The following is a 443-nucleotide window of genomic DNA, read 5'->3' on the forward strand; positions in this document are numbered from 1 at the left end:
GGCTCCACCATATAATTTCATTAATACCTTGCAGAATTTTGAACGTCACCGAAGGTGATCGTTACAAAAATCAGCACTTGATCCTTGAAAACTGGATAACGAAACGAAGAATTTGCGAATTAGAACAATCCTTTAGCGATGAATTTTAATTTGGCTTTGCTCAAATTTAAAATCATCGTAGCTGAACTTGTGTCAAAACAAGTTTCAATAAGGTAGTTGATACGAGCGAACGTTTTGGGATAGGAGATCCTTTGGAAGTGCGCGCCTGATGACGAAAGTCAGAGGGAAAGCGACGGACAACAGATCACATAGCCCAAAATGAGAGCGAGTTGGTTAAGCTACTAAGAGCACACGGAGGATGCCTAGGCACTAGGAGCCGAAGAAGGACGTGGCGAACAACGAAACTGCCTCGGGGAGCTGTAAGCAAGCTTTGATCCGGGGGT

1 rRNA gene is annotated in these 443 nt (G+C 44.0%); it reads left to right on the forward strand.

Going from position 1 to position 443, the window contains the following annotated elements:
* Positions 1-331: 331 nt before the first annotated feature.
* Positions 332-443 (forward strand): 23S ribosomal RNA (locus tag KJS57_RS26085); the annotation flags it as partial.

It is taken from the genome of Paenibacillus vini, assembly GCF_018403325.1.
Classification (GTDB): Bacteria; Bacillota; Bacilli; order Paenibacillales; family Paenibacillaceae; genus Fontibacillus; species Fontibacillus vini.